Annotated in this window: 4 protein-coding genes; 3 read left to right on the forward strand and 1 reads right to left on the reverse strand. The window is 62.1% G+C overall.

What is annotated here, in order from left to right:
- Nucleotides 1–222: 222 nt before the first annotated feature.
- Nucleotides 223–1,653: an amidase gene (locus M5C56_RS04780; protein WP_247263043.1), complete on the reverse strand. Its 1,431-nt coding sequence runs from the start codon at nt 1,651–1,653 to the stop codon at nt 223–225.
- A 421-nt stretch (nt 1,654–2,074) separates the two neighbouring features.
- Between M5C56_RS04780 and M5C56_RS04785 the strand changes: the two genes are divergently transcribed.
- The 3 genes from M5C56_RS04785 (at nt 2,075) to M5C56_RS04795 (ending at nt 18,775) form a co-directional block, all read left to right on the forward strand.
- Nucleotides 2,075–3,025: a fatty acid desaturase gene (locus M5C56_RS04785; RefSeq protein WP_103498306.1), complete on the forward strand. Its 951-nt coding sequence runs from the start codon at nt 2,075–2,077 to the stop codon at nt 3,023–3,025.
- 64 nt (nt 3,026–3,089) lie between these two features.
- Nucleotides 3,090–8,369 (forward strand): non-ribosomal peptide synthetase, encoded by a 5,280-nt coding sequence (locus M5C56_RS04790; RefSeq protein ID WP_103498305.1) that lies wholly within the window; start codon nt 3,090–3,092, stop codon nt 8,367–8,369.
- Between the two features lie 164 nt (nt 8,370–8,533).
- A complete protein-coding gene (locus M5C56_RS04795) occupies nt 8,534–18,775 on the forward strand; it encodes a non-ribosomal peptide synthetase (RefSeq protein ID WP_247263042.1) in 10,242 nt (3,413 codons plus the stop codon).
- Nucleotides 18,776–18,786 lie beyond the last annotated feature (11 nt).

Raw genomic sequence — 18,786 nt, forward strand, 5'->3', positions numbered from 1 at the left:
GCCGACACATTGAGCGTGTCCTGCAAGCTAAACAAACCATAGGTTTCAGTAGCTGCAGCGACTAGTTCAATTAAGTCGACTAGTAACGATTACCCTACAATTGACTCAAACACTTCTATCCTGCATGCCCATAAAGCGCTCCCGCAGGCAAAAAACGCCTTTAACTTTCTCCCCTCCGGATTCGGCAACTTCAAACCCGTTCAGCATTGGTTCAGCATCGACTCATCGTGCCTGGTCTTCACCATCTGTAGTCGCCTCATCAGAACCCGCCCGCTGCCACCCCGCCAGCCTGCTCTCAAGCACTTTAGCCAGGGCCAGAATGCGCTCCTCTTTCCAGTGCGGCCCGACAATCTGAATGCCGATCGGCAGCCCAAGATCCGGGTCGAAACCCACCGGCACCACCACCACCGGCGAACCGGAAAGGCTGAAGGGAAACACATAGGAATAACGCGCCCGCCCGTCCAACGACTCGCCGGGTTTGAACGCAATATCCGGGAACACAGGACAGACCAACACATCATGCTCTCTGAAGAACCGGCTCAGACCACGGCGGAAGGTATTGATATACGCCAGGTCAGCCTTGAACTGGTCGACACTCAACTCCGTCTCCCGGCTCGCCCGCAACAGCCCTTCCAGGCAAGGTGACAGCTGCTCGCGCCCCAGACCGGAAAGGAACTTGTCCCAGGCCCTGCCCGCATCACCGCCGGACAGGAAGATATTCCACAAGCTGTCACAGGCCAGTTCCATGCCTTCCGGGCAAGCCTGGCTCACACTGCGGACAACCGGCTGCAGCAGTTCCGCGACCTTGTCCATTGCATAAAGAACAGAGGGCCTGACCGTCACGCCCGGCAGTTCATGAAACAGCGCAACCCTGATCTGGCCGATCTCCAGATCGTCCTCGAACGGCACATCGACGGTATCCGGATCATGACCATCCGAACCTGAGATCAGATAACCCAATGTCCTGATGTCATCCACGTAACGGCCCATGACACCGTAGGCCGACGTCATATGAATCAACCCGGTGCCGTTGACCGGATACTGGCCGGTCAACGGCACCCGCCCCTGGGTCAGCTTTAGCCCGCAAACCCCGTTGAAATGCGCCGGTATGCGCAAGCTGCCGCCAGCATCCGAACCCAGCCCGCCAGGACTGCAACCCGCAGCGATAGCGGCCGCCTCCCCTCCGCTGCTGCCCCCTGGGGTCCTGGAAAGATCGAAGGGATTGCGGGTCCGCCCATAGAGGAAGTTTTCCGTTTCAAAGGACATGCACAGCTCAGGCACATTGGTGATCCCCAGGATCAGCGACCCGGCCTGGCGCAATCGCTGAACCACCGTGGCATCGAACACACTGGCGGGACCATGCCACTCGGGCATGCCGCAGGACATCTTGAAGCCCTCGACATGACAGACATCCTTGATGGTGATAGGCACGCCGTGCAGTGGCCCCAACGGCAGTCTGGCCGCCACCCGGCGATCCGCCTCGTCCGCCTGTTCGAGCAGTTGAGCCCTATCCGGCTGCTGGACAATGGCATTGACCCGTTCATTGTTTTCGGCAATTCGGCCCAGATAAAACTCAACAAGCTGTCGACTGGTTGTTTCCCCCGTCGCAATAGCCTGCGCCATGCCGGGAATACTCAGCGAGTCAAAATCCATTATTTAAAACCCTTCCATTGAAGGGGCTGCAGACTAAGGGAAAACGCTTTCGATTCGTAGCAGGTAAAGCGGATTTCCCGGCAGTGCCATCACCGCGATCATCGCCACACGGAACAAGCCCCACGAGGGCTGAGAATTTTTTCTCCGATTAACACCACAAAAAAGAAAAATCCCTCCTGAAACGCCGCCGCAGACCGAGAAAAAAGCAAAAAACCTCTCACGGAGAAACAGATAATAGTTCCACAAAATTCGTCATCGACATGCCCCTCTTATCGATGCACCCATAAAAAACACAGGCTCGGCAAACCGAAGCTGCAACGGCACCCGGCTGGAACACACCTTCGCACAATACCGCCTTCCCTCAACCTGGTTCGCCCGGGAGAGCGTCATCCTGCAGAAGAACGTCACACAAGGAGTGGACATGCTTCAAAGTAAAGTATTCAGGTATTCCCATTGGGATATTGCATGTTGCCTGGTGATCCCTTTCCAGATCAGTGTTTACTCCCTACTGGCCTATAACTACCAATCCATGTCGCTGCTCGCCCTGCTCGGCATGATTCCCGTCCTGTTTGCCCTGTCCCTGCAGAACGCCGGGGCCAACCACAATCATTACCACACCCCGTTCTTTCGTATCCGCTGGATGAATACGCTGGTGCGCATGGGCTTCTCCATGACGGAAGCGCCTAAAACCCCCTATAACATCGGCCATGGCATCCACCACGCCACGCATCAGTCATGGAATGACAAGTCCATCCTGGCGATCTTCGGCCTGAAACGCCCGCTCTCCAAACAGCTCATCAGCTTCGGCCTGTTCATCTTCGAATCGGTGGGACTGAAGTACTTCACCTTGTTGGTCCTGCTGAAATACTGGCCCATCGAGCGCGTCGCGGCCCTGGCCTCACCGGATGATCCGGAGCTGGCGACCCGGGCATTAAAGAAACTGCTGGAACCCTCGAAACTGAAGGCGGCGAAATACGACCTGGCGGCGTGGTTCCTGTTTCGCCTGGTGCTGTGCCTGATCGACTGGCAGTTTTTCTTCTTTTACTTCATTCCGGTCACCTACCTCGTCGACACCCTGAGACAAGGGGAAAACTACTTCCAGCACTGGGGCGCCACCGATCCCTTCGACCCGAAACGCGACTCCGTCAGTTGTTATGGAAAACTCTACAACCTGCTGACCTTCAACCTGGGTTATCACCAGGAGCACCACTACAAGCCCGGCCTGCATTGGCTGAAACTTCCAGAACTGACCAAAGAGTTACCCAGCGACCGCCATACCGTGCCTTATTCGCACTACTTCAATTCGCCCTTGATGTTTCCAGAGCGTTCAGCCGAGCTCAGTAAAGAAAATACGGTCGATGTTTCGTCCTGAACCTTTGCCGCCCAGCAGAGCCCCGCTGCCGCCAACAACATCGCGAATTCTTTAGAGCCGTCAAATGAATAAGCCCACTGCGCAACACTTTAATACTTTCCTGGAAGTTGTTCGGCACAGAGCGGCGCACAGCTCAGACAGTGCTGAACGCCTGGCCTTTACTTACCTGGCCGACGGCGAGTCGGTCAGCGACAGCCTGACCTTCGCTCAACTGGATCAAAAAGCCCGTAGCCTGGCGGCCCACCTGCAACGCCATACCCAGCCCGGCGACCGGGTGCTGCTGGTGTATCCACCCTGCATGGAATACACCATTGCCTTTTATGCCTGCGTCTATGCCGGGGTCATTGCGGTTCCGGCCCTGTCGCCGGCCAACGCCAAGACACTGCCGCGCCTGCATCTGTTGGCGCAGGACTCGCAGCCGGCCCTCGCCCTGACGGTCGACACGGTATTGAACGGGCTCGAACGCATGGCCGCCGCCAGCGAGACCGACAACCCGCTGAAAGACCTCACCTGGCTGGCCAGCAACACCCTGGAGGATGCAAGTGCCCAGTGGCACTGCCCGCCGACCGTGGCCAGCGACATCGTGTTCCTGCAGTACACCTCGGGATCGACCGGCGCGCCGAAAGGGGTGATGGTCAGCCACGCCAACCTGCTGGCGAATGTCGAACTGTCGAAACAGACCTACCGGATACGCGAACAGGATGTCTTTGTCTCCTGGCTGCCCTCCCATCACGATTTCGGTCTGATCGGCGCAATCATCCTGCCGGTCTACATGGCCAGCCACTGTGTGCAGTTCCCTCCGGCAGCGTTTGTGATGCGCCCCTACCGCTGGTTGAAATTGATCTCCGACTACCGCGCGCGGATCACCGGCGGCCCCAATTTCGCCTTCCAGCTCTGCGTTCAGCGCATCACCGAAGAACAGAAGCAATCCCTCGATCTCAGCTCCCTGGAAATTGCCGTCAACGGCGCGGAGCGTATCCGTCCGGTGACCCTGAAGTCGTTCGTCGAGGCGTTTTCCGACTGTGGCCTGCAACCTCACGCCATGGTCCCGGCATACGGCATGGCCGAGTCCGTACTGTTGGTGACCGCCAATATGCAGACCCCTGTCGGACAGCTGCCACGTCTGCGCACGATCAGCAAAAGTGCCCTGGAGGGTGGTCAGGTCAAGCCTCAACTGCATGCCGCGGATGGGGTGGAGATCGTGGCCACGGGCACCGAGTTCACCTGCGATCACCAGGTCGGGATTTTCCATCCGCAACAAGCCGTGCGGCTGGCGGAGGAACAGGTGGGCGAAGTCTGGATCAGCGGTCCGTCGACCGCCCTGAGTTACTGGCAACGGGAAGAAGAGAGCCGCGTTTTCCATACCCGGGCCGAGGGCGAGGCCGAAGTCGAGGAGCGCCGCTGGTTCCGTACCGGCGACCTGGGCTTCACCAGTGACGGCGAGCTCTACATCACCGGACGGCTCAAGGAAGTCATGATCTTCAGCGGCCGCAATATCTACCCGCAGGATGTCGAGATGACGGTCGAAGCCATCGACCCGGCCTTTCGCGCCAACGGCTGCGCCGCCTTCTCCATCGAGGACGGCGAGATCAGTCACCTGGTGATCGTGCAGGAGCTGGAGTCGCGCCAGGAGGTCGACACCGACAACCTGATTGCCCGCCTGCGGGCCGAATTGGCCGATCGCCATGAAATCTTCGACCTGTCGGCCCTGCTGCTGGTCAAGACCGGCGCCGTCCCCAGGACCTCCAGCGGCAAGATCCAGCGTGCGCGCTGCCGGCAACTGTTCGAGGCCGCGGAACTGAAGGCGGTGTGGTCCTGGAACCGGGACGACGAAACCCATCCGACGGACGTTCAGGACGACCCGCGCCATGGGGAAATAGAGGCGCAGTTGTTGTCGATCTGGCAAACCACGCTGGATCGGGAGGATATTTCCAGTACCGACAGTTTCTTCCTGCTGGGCGGGCACTCACTGCTGGCCACGCAGATGATGATGGAGGTGCGCAAGCGCTTCAACGTTGAACTCCCCCTGAGCACCCTCTTCCACTCGCCGACCCTGCGCACCCTGACGGCTGAAATCGCCGGCGCGAAAGCCCCATCGGGTCAATCCCTGCCGGCCATTGCCCGCTCGACCCGCCAAGGGCCCCTGCCACTGTCTTATGCGCAGCAACGCTTCTGGTTTCTCGACCAGTACCAACCAGACAATCCGTTCTATTCGCTGCCCCTGGCACTGACCATCGACGGTCCGCTGGACGTAGAGATTGTCCAGCAGGTCCTGAACCTGATGGTCGCCCGCCACGCGCCGTTGCGAACCCTGTTCAAGAGCGAAGGCGGCGTGCTCCAGCAGCAGATCCTGCCGACGCTGGAAGTCCCCGTGACCCGGGTCGACTTCAGTCAACTGGGCGACAACGCCGTGCCCGAAATCGCCGAGGCCATACGCCGGGAGGCCTATCAGCCGTTCAACCTGGCACAAGGGCCGCTGATTCGCGCACGCCTGCTGCAAAGCGCTCCACAGCGCCATGTCCTGCTGCTGACCCTGCACCATATTATTTGCGATGGCTGGTCGAGCAATGTGCTGCAAAGTGACTTCTCGGCACTCTATGACGCCCTTGCGCAGGGTCACGCCTCCCCGCTGCCCGCGCTGCCCATCGAGTACGCCGACTACACCCTGTGGGAACAGCAGAACCTCACCGGCCCGTGGCTTGAGGAGCAACTGGCTTTCTGGCAGGCGCACCTGGCCAATGCCTCGACGTCACTGGATCTGCAAACCGACTTTCCGCGCCATGAGAACACCCGCCAGGAAGGCGATGTACGCAAAATGGCGGTGCCGCAGCCCCTGGTCCGGCAGCTCGAAACCTTCGCCCGAACCCATAACGCCACGCTGTTCATGGTCATGGTGACCGCCATGAATGTCCTGCTGCAGCGCATGACCGGCCAGGATGACCTGTGCATCGGCGTGATGTCGGCCAACCGTCCGGAGGGGACCGAAGGCCTGGTCGGCAACTTTATCAACGTGGTGCCTTTGCACAGCCATATTCATGGCGACGAGGACTTCAGCAGCCTCCTGAGCACTACGGCCCGGCAGTTGCTGGCAACGTACGACCGGCAGATTCCCTTTGAGTTGATCCTCAAACACCTGGCCCCGACCAGACAGACCAGCGGCACGCCTTACGCCCAACTCGTGATGAATTTCCACAATGAAATTGCCGAGCCCAAACAGCGTCCGGGATTGCGCAAAAACAACGGCATCAGCCTCGCCGGCCATCACCCGAACACCGTCAACCACGCGGCCTTCGAGTTGAAAGTGGAAGTCCATGGGGCGGCGGAAAACCTGGCCATCGCGTTCGAGTACAACAAGGCGCTGTACGCCCCCTCGACCATTGACCGGATGATGAATCACTTTCTCGTCCTGCTCGCCAATGCGACGGCCCAGCCACAGGTGCCGGTCAGAACCCTGCCCCTGCTGCAGGACGCCGAGCGACAACTGCTGACCAGCCAGTGGAACAACACCGACCGCGACTACCCCAGCGGACAAACCCTGCACGGGTTGTTCCAGCAACAGGTTGAACGCACCCCCGAGGCCATCGCCCTGGTCTTCGAGGAAGAGCAACTGAGCTACTCGCAGCTCAATGCCCAAGCCAACCAGCTGGCTCGTCATCTGCTCGACTACGGCGTCAAGCCCGATTCGCGGGTTGCCCTGTGCATCGAGCGCAGCCCACAGATGGTCATTGCCCTGCTGGCCATCCTCAAGGCCGGCGGCGCCTATGTGCCCCTGGACCCCGGCTACCCGGCAGAGCGCCTGGCGTACATGCTGGAAGACTCGAAACCTGAGGTGCTGGTCTCTCAAGAGAACATGCGTCACTGCTTGCCCGGCCACTCGGTGCCGACCCTCTGGCTGGATACCGAACAGCCAGGGATCGCCAGGCACTCACCGCACAACCTGAATATCGGCGATACCGATGGCCTGGCCTACTGCATCTACACCTCCGGTTCCACGGGGCGTCCGAAAGGCGTGATGAACGCCCACGGCGCCGTGGTCAACCGGTTGCAGTGGATGCAGGAGCAATACGAGTTATCCAGCAACGACCGTGTGTTGCAAAAGACCCCCTTCTCGTTCGATGTGTCGGTCTGGGAGTTCTTCTGGCCCCTGCTCCAGGGGGCCCGGCTGGTCATCTGCAAACCTGAGGGCCACAAGGACCCGGCCTATCTGCAGGCCATCATTCGCCAACAAGGTGTGACCACCGCGCACTTCGTGCCCTCGATGCTGCAAGCCTTCCTCAAGTCCGCGGCCGCACCGTCCGCCGGCTCGCTACGCCAGGTATTCAGCAGTGGCGAAGCCCTGCCGGTGGCGGCGGCCAATGAGTTCCTCGAGCGCCATCCGCAGACCCGGCTGCACAACCTCTACGGTCCGACCGAAGCGGCCGTGGATGTCACGTATTGGGAGTGCCTGCCAGGCTACCGTCACCCGCTCGTACCGATTGGCCGTCCCGTGGCCAACACCCGGCTGTACATCCTGGATGAGGACCTGCAGCCCGTCCCCGTCGGGGTCATCGGCGATCTCTACATCGCCGGCGTGCAGCTTGCGCGAGGCTATCTCGGACGCCCCGACCTGACCGCGGAACGCTTTATCCCGGACCCTTACGACAGCCACGGCCGGCGTATGTACCTCACCGGGGATCGCGGCCGCTACCTGCCATCGGGCGATATCCAGTACCTCGGACGCATCGATCATCAGATCAAGATCCGTGGTTTCCGCATCGAGCTGGGCGAGATCGAAAATGCCTTGCTGCAATGCCCGTCCGTGCGCGAAGCCGTCGTCGTGCCCAGGGACGATGCTTTTGGCGGCCAGTGCCTGGTGGCCTACATCGCCTGCGGTAGCGGCGAAATCAACAGCACGGAGCTGCGCAAACAGCTCGGCAAAGTGCTGCCCGACTACATGCTGCCAAGCTTCTTCGTCGGCCTCGCGGCATTGCCCCTGAGTGCCAACGGCAAGATCGATCGACAGGCGCTGCCGGCCCACGGGCATCAGGCCCACGCACCGGCCGAGGAATACCTGGCGCCGACCACCGCCACGGAAAAAACCCTGGTCGCCCTCTGGCAAGAGACGTTGAAGGTCCCGCGCATCGGCATCAACAGCAGCTTCTTCGAACTGGGTGGGCACTCGTTGCTGGCCACGCAGATTCTCGCCAGGACCCAGGAGATCTTCTCGGTCAGCCCGCCGCTGAAGCTGTTGTTCGAGTCGCCGACGATCGCGGCCATGGCGGTTTATGTGGACCAGGCGGCCCGAATGCCACGGGCGTCGGCACCGCCGATCAAGCGCCTGGCGCGAAACCAGACGGTTGAGTGAGCGCCCGACTCGCCCAGTGCCGATCACGGGTCGGCACACCCCCTTAAAAAGCATGCCCTAGTGCCCCAGTTCAGGATCGATTGTTCTCGATGCATGTCGCCACGCCAGGCGCCGCCTCCAGAACCGGGAAACCTCGAACAGGGAATAAAAAGAGAGTTTGAGTCATGTCAGCCGATCAATTCAGTACCTCCTTTGCTCAACAACGCCTGTGGTTTCTTGAGCAATATGAACCCGGCACGGGCCTGTACAACATTCCGGCGGCCTGCCGGATCAAGGGCGGGCTGCGGCTCGATGTCCTGGAGCGCAGCCTCAACGCCATCATCCAGCGGCATGAAGCGCTACGCACCACCTTCGCCGTGGACAACGACCTGCCCGTGCAAGTGGTCGCCCGCAAGGCAGCGTTGCAGATCACGCCCGTCCAGCTGGCGGCACTCCTGGCACAGAACATCACGCTGCAACAGTTCATGGATGACGAAGCAGCCAGGCCCTTCGACCTGACGAGCGCCCCGCTGATCCGCGCCACGGCCATCGAAGTCCAGCCAGACGAACATATTCTGCTGCTGACCCTGCACCATATCGTTGCCGATGGCTGGTCCATGGCGGTGTTGTTGAACGAGCTGAGCCAGCTCTACAACGCCGAATTGCACGCCGTCGCGGCGGACCTGCAAGAACTGGAAGTGCATTACGCCGACTACGCCGTTTGGCAACGGGAATGGCTGCAGGACGAGGTGCTGCAACCACAACTGGAGTACTGGGAAACCCAGCTCAAGGATGCACCGAGCGTCCTCGAACTGCCGACCGACCGTCCCCGCCCGGCCCGGCTCGATTACGCCGGCAACCGGGTCTATTTCAGCCTTCCCGCCGAGTTGGCGACACAACTCCAGCAACTCAGCCAGCGTCACCACACGACCCTGTTCACCACGCTGATCTGTGCCTTCAACACGCTGCTGTTCCGCCTCGGCAATCAGCCCGACATCAGCGTCGGTTATCCGGTGGCCAATCGCAATCGCGCGGAAATCCAGCCGCTGATCGGCTTCTTCGTCAACACCCTGGTGCTGCGCAGCCAGATGCGCGCGGAGCAACCCTTTGCCGACTACCTGCAACAGGCCCAATCGACCTTGCTCGATTCGGACCTGAACCAGGACATCCCGTTCGAACGATTGGTCGAGGCGCTGCGCCCTACCCGGGAGCTCAACCACTCACCGATCTTCCAGGTCCTGTTTTCCTTCTTCAACCAGGACGTGGCCGAGGCGTTGACACTCAGCGGAACGACCGCCAGCGCACTGGCGCAAAACAGCCGCTTCGCGAAGTTCGACCTGTCCCTCGAAATGAACACCAGCCAGGGCCTGCTGGGGGGCTTCTTCGAATACCGGACCGCACTCTATGACCAGGCCACCATCGAGCGCCTGAGCGGCTACTACCGCGTATTGCTGGAGTCCATCGTCGCCGACACCCGCACCCGTATCGGCGACCTCGAGCTGTTGCCCCAGGAAGAGCGGCTGTCCCGACTGGCGCCCGCCGCAACCTCCGATTGCCCGCTCAGCGACGATCAATGCGTGCATGACCTGTTCCTGGCCCAGGCGCAACTGACCCCCGACGCGCCCGCCATCCTCTGCGCCGGACAACAGGTCAGCTACCGCCAGCTTGAGCAGCAGGCACGGGCCATCGCTGCACGTCTGGTGGCGCTGGGCGCGGGTCCCGAGACCTGCGTGGCAGTCTGCCTCGACCGCTCGATCACCATGGTCGCGGCCTTGCTCGGTACCTGGATGGCCGGCGCGACCTATGTGCCGATGGACCCCGGCTACCCCCATGCCCGCCTGCTGCACATGCTCCAGGATTCCCGCGCGCGGGTATTGCTCAGCGAGCGTCCGTACGCCGAGGCGTTCAGCGACGAAGCGCTCCACATTGTCCTGCTCGATAACGCTGAACCCGAGACTCTCTCCTCCGCTATCCGCTACCCCGTCGCCGCCCTGAACACGGCCTATGTGATTTACACCTCGGGCTCCACCGGCCTGCCGAAGGGCGTCCAGGTGCCGCACCGGGCGGTCGTCAACTTCCTGCGCTCGATGACGACGCAGCCCGGCATCACGGCCCAGGACCGGCTGCTGGCAGTCACCTCTATTTCGTTCGATATCAGCGTCCTCGAACTTTTCCTGCCGCTGATCAATGGCGCCAGCCTGGTCCTGGCCGAACGCGAAGCGGCCGCCGACGGGCAGGCATTGATCAAGCTGGCCATCCACCAGGATGTCACCCTGATCCAGGCCACCCCCTCGACCTATTGGCTGATGCTTGAAGCCGGCTGGCCCAGCACCCTGGCGCTCAAGGTGCTCTGCGGTGGCGAAGCCCTGGCGCCGGCCCTGGCGCACAAGCTGCTGCAACGTAGCGAATCGCTGTGGAATATGTACGGGCCGACCGAAACCACCATCTGGTCGGCCATCAGCCGCGTGACAGACGACACCAGTTCCATTGGCCGCCCGATTGCCAATACCGTGCTGCGTGTCCTTGATGGAAACGCCCGCCTGTGTGCCATCGGCAGCCCGGGCGAACTGCATATCGGCGGCGAAGGCGTCACCCGGGGTTACCTCAATCGGGCGGACCTGACCGCCGAGAAGTTCGTGCCCGATCCCTATGGATCGGCGTCGGGAGAACGTCTTTACAAGACCGGCGACCTGGTCAGGTGGCTGCCCAACGGTGAAATCGAATTCCTCGGACGCATCGATCACCAGGTCAAGGTGCGCGGCTTCCGCATCGAACTGGGGGAAATCGAAACCCAACTGGTCAGCTACCCCGATGTGCGCCAGGGCGTGGTCATCGTTCGGGAAGATCAGCCGGGCGAGCAGCAGATCGTGGCTTACCTGCTGGTCGGCGAACAGTATTCGGCCGATTCGGCGCAACTGCGCCAACACCTCGCGCAGACCCTACCGGGGTACATGATCCCGAATCACTTCGTGGTCCTTGAGCAGCTACCCCTGACCCCCAACGGCAAAATCGACCGCAAGCGCTTGCCGGCCCCCAGCGTAACGCCACAAAGCGCACACAGCGCTCTTCCCGGCACGGCCATGGAAAAGGCCGTGGCCGACATCTGGCAACAAGTGCTCAAGCTGGAAAACATCGGCATCACCGATAACTTCTTCGAACTGGGCGGCCACTCGATACTCGCCACCCAGGTGGTCTCCCGACTGCGCAAGACCCTACAGGTCGAGCTCTCGGTACGCGCACTGTTTGAAGCGCCGACCATTGCGCAACTGATCGCCCACCTGGGCTCGGAGACGGCTCGACAGGCTCCGCCGATCGTCCCGTATTCACTGCCGGAAAAACCCCAGCCGCTGTCGTTTGCCCAGGAACGCCTGTTTTTCCTCAACCATTTCGAGCCGGCCAGCGCGGCCTACAACATTGCGCTGGCCCTTGAACTGAACGGGCGGTTGGAGATTGCGCCGCTGCTGCGCTCCCTGGAGGAACTGATCCGCCGCCACGAATCACTGCGCACCACCTTCACCTTCGACGAGGACGGCAAGCCCCAGGCCCGGGTTCACCCGGAGGCGTTGGGACAACTGGTCTATCGCGATCTGCGTCATCACTCGACGCCTCTTCTGCTTGCCCGGACCCAGGCCAATGCCGAGGCGCAACAGCTGTTTTCCCTGGACCAGGGTCCGTTGTTACGGGCATCGCTGCTGCAGGTCACCGATCAGCAACATATCCTGCTGCTGACCCTGCATCACATCATCGCTGACGGCTGGTCGGTCGCCGTGCTCGCCCGTGAAGTCATGGCCCTTTACCAAGCCTTCACACAGGGTCACCCCTCGCCCCTGCCGCCGCTGGAAATCCAGTACAGCGACTATGCCTTCTGGCAACGACAGTGGCAGGCACCGTTCGAGTTCGAGTCGCAGATCAGCTACTGGTCCCACCACCTGGCCCAGGCCCCGACGACCCTGGAGCTGCCGACCGATCGGCCGCGCCCTGCGATCCAGACCTACCGTGGCCAGGTCATCAGCCGCGCGCTGGACAAGACGCTATCGGCCCGGATCGATGCGTTGAGCCAGACCCTCGGCGCCACGCCGTTCATGACCCTGCTGGCGCTGTTCAATGTGCTGTTGAACCGCTACAGCGGCCAGCAGGACATCGTGATCGGCACCCCGATCGCCAATCGGACCCGTCCCGAGGTCGAGCCGCTGATCGGCCTGTTCGTCAACACCCTGGCCCTGCGTACCCGCCTGGAGGGCAACCCGACCTTCAGCGAACTGCTGGAGCAGGTTCGCGACACCACCCTCAGCGCCTACGCCCATCAGGAACTGCCGTTCGAGAAAGTCGTCGAGGCCCTGGCCATCCCCCGGGACATGAGCCGTTCGCCCCTGTTCCAGGTGCTGTTCATCCTGCAGAACACCCCGCTCGAGACACTGGCCCTTCCGGGCCTGGAAATCGGCAACTTCGCGGTCGAGTCGAGCACCGCCAAGTTCGACCTGAGCCTGGAGCTGACCCCGTCGGCCCAGGGTTACCAGATACGCTGGGAATACAACTGCGACCTCTTCGACGCCGACACCGTGGAACGCATGGCCAGCCACTTCGAAACCCTGGCCCGCTCGGCGATGGACAATGCACAACAGCCGATCCAACGCTTGCCGATGATCACCGTGGAGGAAAAGCAACGCCTCCTCCACGACTGGAACGCAACGCAGCGCGACTATCGCCCACTGGCGGTGCATCAACTCTTCACCGAAATGAGCGAGCAATGTGCCGGCTTGCCCGCGGTGGTATTCGGCAACGAGTCGATGACCTACCAGCAACTGGAAGCGCGCTCCAACCAGTTCGCCCACTACTTGCAACGCTCGGGTGTCCGGCCGGGCACCCTGGTGGGGATCTGCCTGGAACGTTCGATGCACGTGCCCGTGGCGATTCTCGCTATCCTCAAGGCCGGTGCCGTGTGCGTGCCCATGGACCCGAGCTATCCGACCGAACGCCTGCGCTTCATGGCCCAGGATGCCCGCGCCGACCTGATCGTCACCCAGACCGACCTGCGCCCCCGTGTCGAAGGGTGCAGCAACACCATCGTCTGCATGGACCAGTGCGCGAGCGCCTGGGATGAGCCATCGTCCAATCCGGCCCAGCCGCAGAACCTGCTGGACCTGTGTTACGTCATCTACACCTCGGGCTCGACCGGCCAACCCAAGGGCGCGGCCCTGACCCACGAAATGCTGACCAACCTGGTCCAGTGGCAACTCACCGAATCACGCCTGGGCCTGGGCGACAACACGCTGCAGTTCTCGCCGCTGAGTTTCGACGTCAGCTTCGACGAGTTCTTCTCCACCTGGGCCAGCGGCGGCACGCTGGTCATGGTCAGCGAAGAAACCCGCCGCGACCCGGTCCTGCTGCTGGCGCTTATCCAGCAACAGGACATCGCCCGCCTGTTTATCCCTTTCGTAGCCCTGCAAGGCATCGCCGATGCCGCCCGGGACCTCGATCAGTTGGCCTGCCTGAAGGAGATCGTCTGCGGCGGGGAGCAACTGCAAGTCACCCAGGAAGTCGTCGAGCTGTTCCAGAAGTTGCCTGATGGCTTGTTGCACAACCAGTACGGCCCGACGGAATCGCACTTCGTCACCGGCTACCGGCTCAGTGGCGACGCCACGCAATGGCCAGCGCTGCCGCCTATCGGCAAACCGTTGTTCAACTCGCAGATGTACGTCCTCGACGCCAGCCTGGAGCCGGTTCCCGTCGGGGTCCGAGGTGACCTCTACATTGCCGGTATTCACCTGGCCCGCTGCTACTGGGAACGCCCCGACATTACCGCCGAGCGCTTTGTCCCCAACCCCCACGGCTTCACGCCGGGGGCACGGATGTACAAGACCGGTGACGTCGCGCGCTACCTGCCCGACGGCAATATCGAGTACCTGGGGCGCTCGGACCATCAGGTCAAGATTCGCGGCTTCCGTATCGAACTGGCCGAGGTCGAGCAGGCGCTGATGGCCCTGGAGACGGTGGCCAGCGCGGCCGCGGTGGTCAGGGAAGATCGTCCGGGGCTGAAAAAGCTGGTGGGCTACCTGGTCGCCAAAGGCGATTGCGCCCTGGTGATCGCGGACATCAAGGAGCATCTGAAACGCACGCTGCCGGACTATATGGTCCCGACCGCCTTCGTCATTCTCGAATCCTTGCCCCTGACCCCCAGCGGCAAGGTCGACAAGCGCTCCTTGCCGCAGCCGGAGGCCGACGCCCTCGAAGAGCACTATGTCGCCCCCCGCAGCGATAGCGAAAAACAGCTTGCCGCGATCTGGGCGAATGTCCTGAACCTGCCCCGGGTCGGTATCACCGATGACTTCTTCGAACTCGGCGGGCACTCCCTGCTCGCCACCCAAGTGGTCTCGCGCATTCGCAAGCAACTGAATGTCGACCTGGCGCTGCGCACCCTGTTTGAAGCACCGACGATCGAACAACTACTGCCGCGCCTGAACACAAGCCCCGCCGCGGCCCTGCCGGTCATCGGCGCCGCCGGCGGCGGAGCCGGTGTGAAAGCCGCGTCCTTTGCCCAGGAACGCCTGTTCTTCCTGAACCGCCTGGATCGTTCGAGTAGCGCCTACAACATTCCCCTGGCCCTGGAACTGCGCGGCCCGCTGGACGTGTCGGTACTGCAACGCTGCCTGGACGAGTTGATCCGGCGCCACGAGCCCCTGCGTACGACCTTTGCCCTGGAAGAGGACGGTCAGGTGGTGAGCTGCGTTCACCCGCAGGCGCCCGACACCCTGATCTATACCGATCTGCGCCATGCCCCGCAGCCGCTGTCACTGGCCCGGGATCAGGCACGCAGGGACGCCCGGCACCTGTTCTCCCTGGAGGACGGCCCACTGCTGCGGGTTTCGCTGCTGCGGGTCGCCGACCAGCACCATATCCTGCTGTTTACCGTGCATCACATCGTTGCTGACGGCTGGTCGATCGCCGTGCTCACCCGTGAAGTCATGGCCCTCTACCAGGCCTTCTCGACGGGCCAGGCATCGCCCCTGCCGCCCCTGGAGATCCAGTACAGCGACTACGCCCTCTGGCAACGGGAAACCCAGGCGCCGAGCGTATTCGCGGCGCAGACCGGTTACTGGCGCCAGCAACTGGCCCATGCCCCCACCAGCCTCGAACTGCCAACCGACCGACCGCGCCCGGCGATCCAGGCCTATCGCGGCGAAGTGATCAGCCGGACGTTGGACCCGGTCCTGTCCAGGCAGATCGACAGCTTGAGCCAGAGCCTCGGCGCCACGCCGTTCATGACCCTGCTGGCCCTGTTCAACCTGCTGTTGAGCCGCCACAGCGGTCAACACGACATCGTCGTCGGCACGCCCATCGCCAATCGGACCCGTGCCGAAGTCGAGCCCTTGATCGGCCTGTTCGTCAACACCCTGGCCCTGCGCACGCGGCTCGAGGGCAACCCGACCTTCCGCCAGTTGCTGGAACAGGTCAGGAACAACACCCTCGGCGCCTACGCCCACCAGGACCTGCCGTTCGAAAAAGTTGTCGAGGCCCTGGATGTTCCCCGGGACATGAGCCGTTCACCGCTATTCCAGGTGATGTTCGTCCTGCAGAACACCGCACCCGAGGCCTTGCAACTGCCCGGATTGGCTATCGGCGCTTTCGACATTGGCACCACGACGGCCAAGTTCGATCTGAGCCTGGAGCTGACACCCTCGGCCCAGGGCTACCAGTTGCGCTGGGAATACAACTGCGACCTCTTCGACGCCGCCACTCTCGAACGCCTGGCCACACAGTTTCAAACCCTGGCGGAATCGGTCGTCGGCGACTGCGAGAAAACCATCTCGACCCTGGACCTGCTGTCAGCCTCGGAAAAAACCCGGATCCTCGAACAGTGGAACGCAACCGAGGTGAATTTCCCTCCCGTGGCGGCCCTGCATCAACTGTTCGAACAACAGGTCGAGCAAACCCCGAATGCCATCGCGGTCAGCTTTGAAGGACAACACCTCAGCTATCGGCAACTCAACGAGAAAGCCAACCAACTGGCCCATCACCTGATTCAACAGGGCGTACGGCCGGACGATCTGATCGCGATCTGCATCGAACGCAGCTTCGAGATGACCATCGGCCTGTTGGCGATCCTGAAAGCCGGCGGCGCCTATGTGCCGATCGATCCGCACTACCCCGACGAGCGTATTGCCTACATGCTCGAAGATGCCGCGCCGGTCATGACCCTGACACAACGGAGCCTGTCCGAACGGGCCGTGCTGCGCAATGCCGACAGCCTGTGCCTGGACGCGGACGCGGCGCTGTTTGCACGCCAGCCGAAAACCAACCCCGAACGCTCGGTAGACCCGGCCGGCCTGGCCTACTGCATCTACACCTCGGGCTCGACGGGCAAACCGAAAGGCTCGCTGAACAGCCACCAGGCGATCATCAACCGCATCCTCTGGATGCAGGACACCTACTCGCTGGACGCCACGGACCGGGTGCTGCAAAAGACCCCGTTTGCGTTCGACGTGTCGGTCTGGGAGTTTTTCTGGCCGCTGTCCGTGGGCGCCCGCCTGCTACTGGCCAAACCCGAAGGGCACAAGGACCCGGGCTACCTGGAAGCCCTGATCGAACGCGAAGGCGTGACCACCGCGCACTTTGTCCCCTCGATGCTCAGCGCCTACATGGCCTGCACCCAGGCCAACCATAGCCGCGCCCTGCGCCGGGTGTTCAGCAGTGGCGAGGCACTTTCCACCTCGGTGCAGAATGATTTCTTCAAGCGATACCCGGCGACGCAACTGCACAATCTGTACGGCCCGACCGAGGCCGCCATCGACGTCACCCATTGGCATTGCCAGCCCGATGACACGAGCCATGCCGTACCGATAGGCCGACCGGTCGCGAACACCCGGACCTATATTCTCGACGATGCACTGCAACCCGTTCCCATCGGCGTGACCGGCAACCTCTACCTGGCCGGCGTGCAACTGTCCCGGGGCTACCTGAAGCGTGCGGACCTGACCGCCGAGCGATTCCTGCCCGATCCCCACGGCGCGCCGGGCAGCCGTATGTACATGACCGGCGATACCGCCCGTTACCGCCCCAGCGGCGACATCGAATACCTGGGCCGCAACGACCAGCAGATCAAGCTGCGCGGCTTCCGGGTCGAGTTGGGCGAGATCGAAATGCAGCTGTGCGCCCACCCGCGGATCAGCCAGGCCGTCGTCAGCGTGCACGCCAGTGAACCGGACAACCCGACCCTCACGGCCTACCTGGTGGGCGTTGCCGGGGCACAACCGGGTGTCGCCGAGCTGAGAACCTTCCTGGCCCAGACGCTGCCCAGCCATATGGCGGATATCTCGTTCCAGTTCCTTGAGCAGTTGCCATTGACCTCGAACGGTAAGGTCGACCGGCGCGCACTGCCCCAGCCGGTCAACACGCCCCATGAGCCTGTTGCGCCAATGCTCGCCCCGACCACGTCCCTGGAAAAAAGCGTGGCCGCTATCTGGAAGCGCACGCTGAAGCTTGAGGTGCTCGGCCTGAACGACAACTTCTTCCACAAAGGCGGGCACTCCCTGCTGGCGATGAAAATGATCGACCAGGTCAACCGGGAACTGGGCCTCACGGCCTCCGTGCGCGACGTCTTCGAGTCAGCGGACCTGGGCACCTTTATCGAGACCATCAGCCAGGGGCTCGGCGAACGCAACTCGACCCGTATCCGGCTCAAGGAAGGGACACGCAAACATCTCTTCCTGGTGCATGCCGTCGGCGGCGTGGTCTCGCCCTATATCAAGCTTTCCCAATTGTTGCCCGACGACCTGAGCGTGCATGCCTTCCAGGCCAAGGGCCTTGAAGACGGCGCCCGCGCCATCGAAACCCTGGAAGAACTGGCCGCGACCTACATCGAGGAGATGCTCCAGGTTCAACCCGAGGGGCCGTACTTGCTGGGTGGCTGGTCGATGGGTGGGGTAATTGCCTTCGAGATGGCCCGCCAACTTGAAATGCGCGACCTGCAAGTCCGCCGGCTGTTGCTGGTCGACGCCCCCGCACCGGGCCACACGGCACAGGCGCAGACATGGCCGCTGGGGGCCTACCTGGTGGACATGGCCCGTTCATTGGCGGTGAGCCTGCCGTTTTCGGCCAGCGAGATGAGCCAACTGATCGAGCAGCCGGACCGGGACGTTCTGGCCATCGCCGCGGCCCGGCGGATCGGCTTGATCCCCGACAGCCTGGACGACCCGCAACTGACGCGACGACTGAAAGTCTTCCAGGCCAACCAGCAGGCCCTGGAGGCCTATCGCCCCGAAGCCGGGATAAACAGCAACCTGACGTTACTGCATACAGAAGAACGTGCCGAACTTCGGGACCAGTGGCAGCCATGGTGTGAGCAGTCGTTTGTCGCCCACGCCTTGAAGGCCGATCACTACAGCATTCTTGAAGCCGCCACGCCCTATATCTGCAAGTTCTTCAATTAAAAACCGAACAA

Source organism: Pseudomonas sp. MWU13-2862 (assembly GCF_023242495.1).
In the GTDB taxonomy this organism is placed as follows: Bacteria; Pseudomonadota; Gammaproteobacteria; order Pseudomonadales; family Pseudomonadaceae; genus Aquipseudomonas; species Aquipseudomonas gingeri_D.

What these genes read in the sequence shown, in the direction of transcription:
- M5C56_RS04795 (WP_247263042.1), top strand. Translation starts at nt 8,534, where the DNA reads ATGTCAGCCGATCAATTCAGTACCTCCTTTGCTCAACAACGCCTGTGG.
- M5C56_RS04785 (WP_103498306.1), top strand. Translation starts at nt 2,075, where the DNA reads ATGCTTCAAAGTAAAGTATTCAGGTATTCCCATTGGGATATTGCATGT.
- M5C56_RS04790 (WP_103498305.1), top strand. Translation starts at nt 3,090, where the DNA reads ATGAATAAGCCCACTGCGCAACACTTTAATACTTTCCTGGAAGTTGTT.
- M5C56_RS04780 (WP_247263043.1), bottom strand. Translation starts at nt 1,653, where the DNA reads ATGGATTTTGACTCGCTGAGTATTCCCGGCATGGCGCAGGCTATTGCG.